This window comes from Kitasatospora sp. NPDC004289 (genome assembly GCF_053602875.1).
The window spans coordinates 116016-122218 of the sequence record NZ_JBSGEL010000021.1; the positions used below are offsets into that span (position 1 = coordinate 116016).

Genomic DNA, 6203 nt, shown 5'->3' on the forward strand with positions numbered 1-6203 from the left:
TCCTCGGCAGGGAAGTTCAGTTCTCCGACATGCGGAAGTCGTAGTGCGGCGGCACGGGCAGGTCCGGGTGGACGGCGAGCCAGAGGGTGTCGAGCGAGACCTCGCCCTCGCGCATGTTGTCCACCCGGATGCCCTCGGCCAGCAGCCGCCGGACCAGTTCGTGGTCGCCGAGGGCGTACGCGGCGGTGGCCTCGGCCAGCCGGACCCGGCCGTGTTCGCGGGCGGGGTGGGGGAGCGCCCCGATCAGGGCGAGGGCGGCGGCCGGACGGTCCGCGCGGAGCAGGGCGTCCAGGGTCTCGATGCCCAACTCCACCATGTCCGGCCGGAGTTGGTGGGCCTCGGCCATCAGGTCCGCGGCCCGCTGGAGGTCCTCGGCGAGGTGGGCCAGGGCGCGCAGCACCCACGGGGTGCGCCGGTCGGCCAGCGAGCGCAGCCAGGCCTCGCGGGCCGCCGCCGGTTCGCCGTCGGCCAGGCGGACCAGGCCCAGGTGGTAGAGGGCGTGCCACTCCTCGGTGCCCGCCTCCGCGCTCTCCCTGGCGCTCTCCTCCAGCAGGGCTCGCCAGCGCTCGCCGGTGACCGGCTCGGCCGGCGGGTCGCTCACCGGCAGCGTGCCGGTGGCCAACAGCCGCTGCCAGGGCCGCTGTTCGGGACCGGGGTGGCCGAAGGGCAGCAGGGCCGAGGCGGGCAGGCGGCCGGCCTCGATCTCCAGGGCGGCCCAGCCCTGACCCTCGCTCAGCATCTCCTCGGGCTCGCCGAAGGCGGTGGCCGCGGCGTGCGCGCGGTCCAGTTCGGCGGGCGGCAGCAGACGGTCCAGCGCCTCGCCGGCGGCGGTCCGGGCCTCCTGCCAACTGCCGTGCACGGCGGCCGGGTCGGCCTGGAGCAGACCGTAGGCCTCGGTCCACGACCACGTCCCGCCGGCCGGCATCGGCAGGTGCTCCAACTGGGTGCGGGCCAGGCCCGCCTGGATCTCCAGGTACGGGCGGTCCGGGCCGGAGAGCCACTCCTGCCAGTGGCGGCCGCCGGGGGAGGTGCCCCAGCAGAAGACCTTGCGTCCGCGGAGCCGGGCGGTGGACGTCTGGACCAGGCCCGCGCCGTCGGCGTCCAGTGCCGCGATCCACCGGCGCTCCCCGGGCGGGAGGTCGAGGAAGTGGTCGGCGGCGTGGACGGCCCGGCCCGGGTAGCTGTGGTTGGTGGCGTCGGTGCTTTCCCGCTCGGGGAAGGGGAGGCGGCGCAGGTCGCTGCGGTAGTCGTAGTGGAAGGCGTGGTCGGCCGGGGCGAGCACCCGGGTGTCCGGGGTCTGCGGCACGGCGGCGTTGGACCACCAGTAGACGGCGGCCTCCTGCCCGGAGGGGTTGTGCACCTCCACGTGGACGTAGAGCGCGGGGGAGCCCGCGGGCAGCCAGGCGTCGATCCGCAGCACCAGGCGGCGCAGCCGCTCGAAGGCGAACATCCGCAGCACCGGGGTGCCGTCGGGGGCGGTGACCCGGGCGGCGTGCAGTGGCTCGCAGGTCAGCGGCCAGTGGCCGGTGGTGCCGAGGTTCCACTCCACGCCGCCGGCCAGCCAGGCGTCGCGCAGCGCGAGGTTGGCGGGCTGGAGGACGGGGTTGCGGTGCAGCAGTTCGCGGCCGGTGGGGCGGTGGACCAGGGACCACAGGCGACCGCCCTGGCCGGGGAGGAAGGTGGCGGTGAGGAGCTCGTTCTCCAGTACCACGGAGGGCAGTCGGCGCGGGGAGCGTCGGCGGTCGTAGCGGTCCTGCCGGGTGTAGGGCAGCAGGGAGGCCGGCCTGCCGTAGCGCAGGCCCCGCCGCAGCTCCTCGTCGAGCCCCTCGCCGTGCGCGGTGACGGCGGGAATGCCGTGCAGGATCGGCAGGGTGGCGACCGGGTCGGCGGCCCCCTCGATCAGCAGGGGCGCGGTGCGCAGGGAGGTGGCGGCAGGGGCAGTGGTGGGCGGGGAGTCGGTGGGCACGGCGGGGGTCCGTCCTCTCGGGGCACGACGCACGGCGAGGAGATTGCGAGGACCGTAAGACCATTTTGACCGGTAAAACAAGAGCCCCGGCAGAAATTGCCGAAACCGGGCAGAGGGGGCAAGTCCGAGCGGTGCGCGCCGGGCCTTGACCGGGAGTTGCGGTGGTCGTAACGTCGACGCCACACGCTTGACCGGTAAAATTCAGGGGGCATCCGACATGGTGGAGCATCCGACGTGGTGACGATGCAGGACGTGGCCGACCGCGCGGGTGTCACCAAACAGACGGTCTCCAACGTCATCAGCGGACGCGTCCCCGTACGCCCCGAGACCGCCGCCCGGGTGCGCTCCGCCATCGAGGTGCTCGGCTACACCCCCAACCTGGTGGCCCGCTCCCTCGCCACCGGCAGCACCAGGACCGTCGGACTGCTCGTCCCGACCGTGGCCGGCGCCTTCTACGCCGAGATGGTCGAGGCCGTCGAGGACGTGGTCGAGGAGCACGGCTACCACCTGCTGCTCGCCACCACCCGCCTCGACGGCGAACGGGCCCGCCGCCACCTGGCCAGCCTCACCAGCCGCTCCGTGGACGCCCTGCTGATCGCCGGGGACCGCGATCTGATGGCCCATCTGCCGCTGCTCGCGGCGGCCCGCTTCCCGGTCGCGCTCTGCGCCTGGGAGACGGCGGTGCCCGACGACTTCCCGGTGGTCACCGTCGACTACGAGCACGCCGGCTACCTCGCCGGACGCCACCTGCGCGAACTCGGCCACGAACGGGTCGCCGTCCTGGAGAGCCCCGACCACGGCTCCCGGCTGGCCGGCTTCCGCCGCGCCTTCGCCGCCGACGGGCTGACCGTCCCCGACGGCGCCGTCCACCGGGCCGCCGAACCGACCGTGGCCGGCGGCGTCGAGGCGGCCCGGGCCGCCTTCGCCGCCGACCCCGGCCTGACCGCCGTCTTCGCCACCCACGACGTGCTCGCGCTCGGCGCCCTCGACGCGGCCAAGGCCACGGGGCGGCGCGTCCCCGAGGACCTCTCGGTGATCGGCCACGACGACAACCTGGAGGTCCGGCTCACCCGGCCGCCGCTCACCAGCGTGGCGCTGCCCCTGCGGGAGATGGCCCGTCAGGCGGTCGAGCTCCTGCTGCGGGCCGTCGCCAAGTCCGGGCCGGTGGTCAACTCGCTGCACCTGCTGCGGCCGGAGCTGATCGTGCGGGAGAGCACCTGCCCGCCACCGCCGCGGCCCTGACGGGCGGGGTGCTGCGGGCCGAGGGGCGGTGACGCGACCTCAACTCCGCCGCACCGGGTTCCGGTCACCCGGCAGTACGCCCGACCTGGTCAGCCGACGCCCTGGGTGGAGCGGGGTGCAGCGCGTGCGCGAGACTCTGTCCGTGGCCGCCGTCACCGCGACCGGCCCACCCGCCAGCGCCCCTGCCCACTCTGCACCGGAGCCGAGATGTCCGAAGCACCCGCGATCACCGTCCGCGACCTCGCCGCGTCCGACGAGAAGGACTGGCGTCGACTGTGGGCCGGATACCTCGAGTTCTACGAGTCCACCGTGCCCGCAGCGGTCACCGACTCCACCTGGGGGCGGCTCCTCGATCCGGACCAGCCCCTGCTGGGCCGCGTCGCCGAGCACGACGGCAGGGTCGTCGGCATCACCAACAGCGTGCTGCACCACAGCACGTGGCTCACCGGCCAGGTCTGCTACCTGGAGGACCTCTTCGTCGACCCCGCCCACCGCGGGCTGGGGGCCGGCCGCCTGCTCGTCCAGGACCTCTTCGACCTGGCCGCCGCCCGCGGCTGGGCCCGCGTCCACTGGCTCACCGCGCACGACAACCCCGCCCGCGGCCTCTACGACACCTTCGTCCCGGCCGACCGCTTCGTCCACTACGAGCGCGACCTGCCCGCCGCCGATCCCTCCCCGGCCTCGGCCGACCGCCCGTAACCCGATCCGTGACCGACGGAGGCGGCGGCCGGTCGGTGCCTGGGCTCCGGCTCAGCCGCCGAGCGCCGCCGCGGCCGCGTCGACCTGGGCGTGCAGGGAGGTCCGGATCTCCGCCATGGCGGCGGCGTTCTCGGCGATCGCCTGCTCCTGGTAGGCGAAGTCGACGGAGTGCCAGACGCCGACCAGGTTGCTCCGGTGCCGGCAGGCCGCGTCGGCGGTCGCCACCTGGAGCTCGCGCGGCGAGGGCGCCGAGCCGTCCTGCCAGGCCTTGTCACCCAATGCGGCCACCGGGTCCGGGTAGTCGAAGCCGCTCTCCTTCATGCACTCCGACCACTGGGCGAACACCGCCGCCGTCCGGGCGTCCTTCTGCGAGTCCACCAGGGTGCGGAACTTGAGGTCCTCCGCGAGCTGGGCGTCACCCACCCTGCCGTCCACGGAACCCGTCAGCTTCCGCACCGACTCCCCGACGCAGCCGCGCTCCGGCACCGTCTGACCGTTGATCAGCTGCCCGCCGGGGCCGTACTTCTGCTTGGGGTCGGAGGCACCGCGCAGCGCGGTGGTCATCTCCGGGCTGAGCTGCAGCCGGGGCGGCTGGACGCCCGCCCCCGGGTCGCCGCCCTCCGGGTGGTAGCCCCACCTCGCCATGGTGGCGGCATTCTGCGGACCGTAGCGGCCGTCGACACGGGTGGTCGGGGCGTCGGCGTCCCGCGCGGGCGGGGCCGGCTGCGGGGGCGCGTACTCGAAGCCGAACCGGGCCATGCAGGCGGTGGCGAGCTTCGTCTGCGCCTTCTGGACCGTCAGCAGCTGGGCGGGGTTGAGCAGGTAGCCGTCCAGCGGCAGCGGCCGGTCGTTGGCCGAGTCGATCACGGGCACGGCCGCCGGCACCGGGGGCGGCGCAGCCACCCGGGTCGGTGTGTCGGCACCGCGCGGCGGGGAGGGGTCGGTGCCCGCGCAGCCGGCCAGCAGCAGCGGGAGGGCGAGCAGGAGCACGGGGGCGGAGCGCCGCGGGCGGCTGAACACGGGCGTGGTCCTTCGGAGTCGGTCGGGTGCGGATCGCAGATAGCGGATCGCGGGGTGGCGGTCGCCGGCGGAACTGGCGGGTCGGCGACCGCCGTTGGGCCCGGCCTAGCCGAAGAAGCCGGCCGCGTTGTTGTTCTTCATCTGCGAGTTCAGGTCACGGAAGCTGTAGTCCGGGATGGTCTGGCAGGCGTAGCTGCAGTTCCGCTGGCCGCTGTTGTAGTAGACGGTGAAGGAGCCGGGGTAGTAGCTGTCCACCGAGGCGGCGTGGTTCTTGACCGAGAGGCCGGCGCCGTTGGTGCCGTAGGCGCTCTCGCCGAAGCGGTAGTTCGCGTAGTCCGAGATGTTCTCGGTCTGGACGAAGACGGCGCCGTATCCGTTGCTGCTGGAGTTGTAGTACAGGCAGACGTAGTAGCCGCCCTCGCAGTCGGCCAGCTTGGAGGCCGAAGCCGTGCCGGCGGTCGCCAGGCCCGAGGCCAGGACGGTGCCGGCCACGGTGGCGGCGGCGAGGAACTTACGGATGCGCATGAGGGTGTCCCTTTCCGGACGCCGGTGAGTCCGGCGCCGGGGTGCCATGCTAGATCTTTTCTGAAGAAATGATCAACATCGCTCGGAGCGGGCTGGGAGCCAACGCCGCTGGTGGGGGCGTGATGTGACGCACCGTGAGTCCGACCGGCCTGCGGTCGGCGGTCAGCGTTCCGCCAGTCGCCGGGACGTCGTCGAGCTGCGTGGTGGTGAGGCGCCGGGCCTCCCAGATGACCGCGACCACGTCGGCGGCGTGGAGGTGCGGCGGCAGGTCGTCCGGCAGGCGTACACCGCCGAGCGCCGCCAGATCACCAGCGGGAACGCCGAGCACCCCCGCGAAGCCGACCAGCAGCTCGGGACTCACCTCGACGATGCCGCGGTCGACACCGCCAGGTAGACCTGCCCGCGGGTCACCGCGTGCAGTGCCTTGGCCGTGCAGGGCCATTTGAGGTTCCGGCTGTGCGTCAGTTCCAGGAGTACCGCGCCGAACCCCGGCTCGCAGCGGTGGTACGGCCGGTCGACCCCGCCCCGGCCTTCCCCCGACACGACGGGCTGCGCCCGGATCGCATCCAGCAGGACGCTCCGATTCTCGGTCTGCATGGTCATCGTGTTGTAGAGGACGCGGCTGATCGACCAGGGCGGGTTGCCGGTGACCGGTGCTAGTGGCTCGTCTCGGTTCCTTGGCCGGGTAATTGATCCTTCGTCTGTTGCGCGGCAGGCTGCTTCCAGGTTGTGATCGCGGAGGTGGTTGTGG

General features: G+C 73.6%; 7 protein-coding genes. 2 read left to right on the forward strand and 5 right to left on the reverse strand.

Annotated features, from left to right (window positions below; translation table 11 throughout):
• Positions 1-16 precede the first annotated feature (16 nt).
• Positions 17-1966 (reverse strand): DUF5107 domain-containing protein, encoded by a 1950-nt coding sequence (locus ACWEPF_RS16940; RefSeq protein WP_452173179.1) that lies wholly within the window; start codon positions 1964-1966, stop codon positions 17-19.
• 243 nt (positions 1967-2209) lie between these two features.
• Between ACWEPF_RS16940 and ACWEPF_RS16945 the strand changes: the two genes are divergently transcribed.
• Together ACWEPF_RS16945 and ACWEPF_RS16950 are read left to right on the forward strand one after the other, a co-directional pair.
• Positions 2210-3208 carry a LacI family DNA-binding transcriptional regulator gene (locus ACWEPF_RS16945; protein ID WP_345282906.1) on the forward strand — a complete coding sequence of 333 codons (999 nt, stop codon included), beginning with the start codon at positions 2210-2212 and terminating at the stop codon, positions 3206-3208.
• A gap of 207 nt (positions 3209-3415) precedes the next feature.
• Entirely contained in the window at positions 3416-3907 is a 492-nt protein-coding gene (locus ACWEPF_RS16950; RefSeq protein ID WP_452173180.1) for an N-acetyltransferase family protein, read from the forward strand.
• A 51-nt stretch (positions 3908-3958) separates the two neighbouring features.
• Here the strand turns inward: ACWEPF_RS16950 and ACWEPF_RS16955 are convergent, their stop codons facing one another.
• The 4 genes from ACWEPF_RS16955 to ACWEPF_RS16970 form a co-directional block, all read right to left on the reverse strand.
• On the reverse strand, positions 3959-4927 hold the full coding sequence (locus ACWEPF_RS16955; RefSeq protein ID WP_452173181.1) for a hypothetical protein: 969 nt from the start codon (positions 4925-4927) through the stop codon (positions 3959-3961).
• A 105-nt stretch (positions 4928-5032) separates the two neighbouring features.
• Positions 5033-5452: a hypothetical protein gene (locus ACWEPF_RS16960; protein WP_452173182.1), complete on the reverse strand. Its 420-nt coding sequence runs from the start codon at positions 5450-5452 to the stop codon at positions 5033-5035.
• A 49-nt stretch (positions 5453-5501) separates the two neighbouring features.
• Entirely contained in the window at positions 5502-5813 is a 312-nt protein-coding gene (locus ACWEPF_RS16965) for a hypothetical protein (RefSeq protein WP_452173183.1), read from the reverse strand.
• The coding region (locus ACWEPF_RS16970; RefSeq protein ID WP_452173184.1) for a hypothetical protein at positions 5810-6203 on the reverse strand (394 nt) is incomplete at its 5' end. The genes ACWEPF_RS16970 and ACWEPF_RS16965, both read right to left, overlap by 4 nt.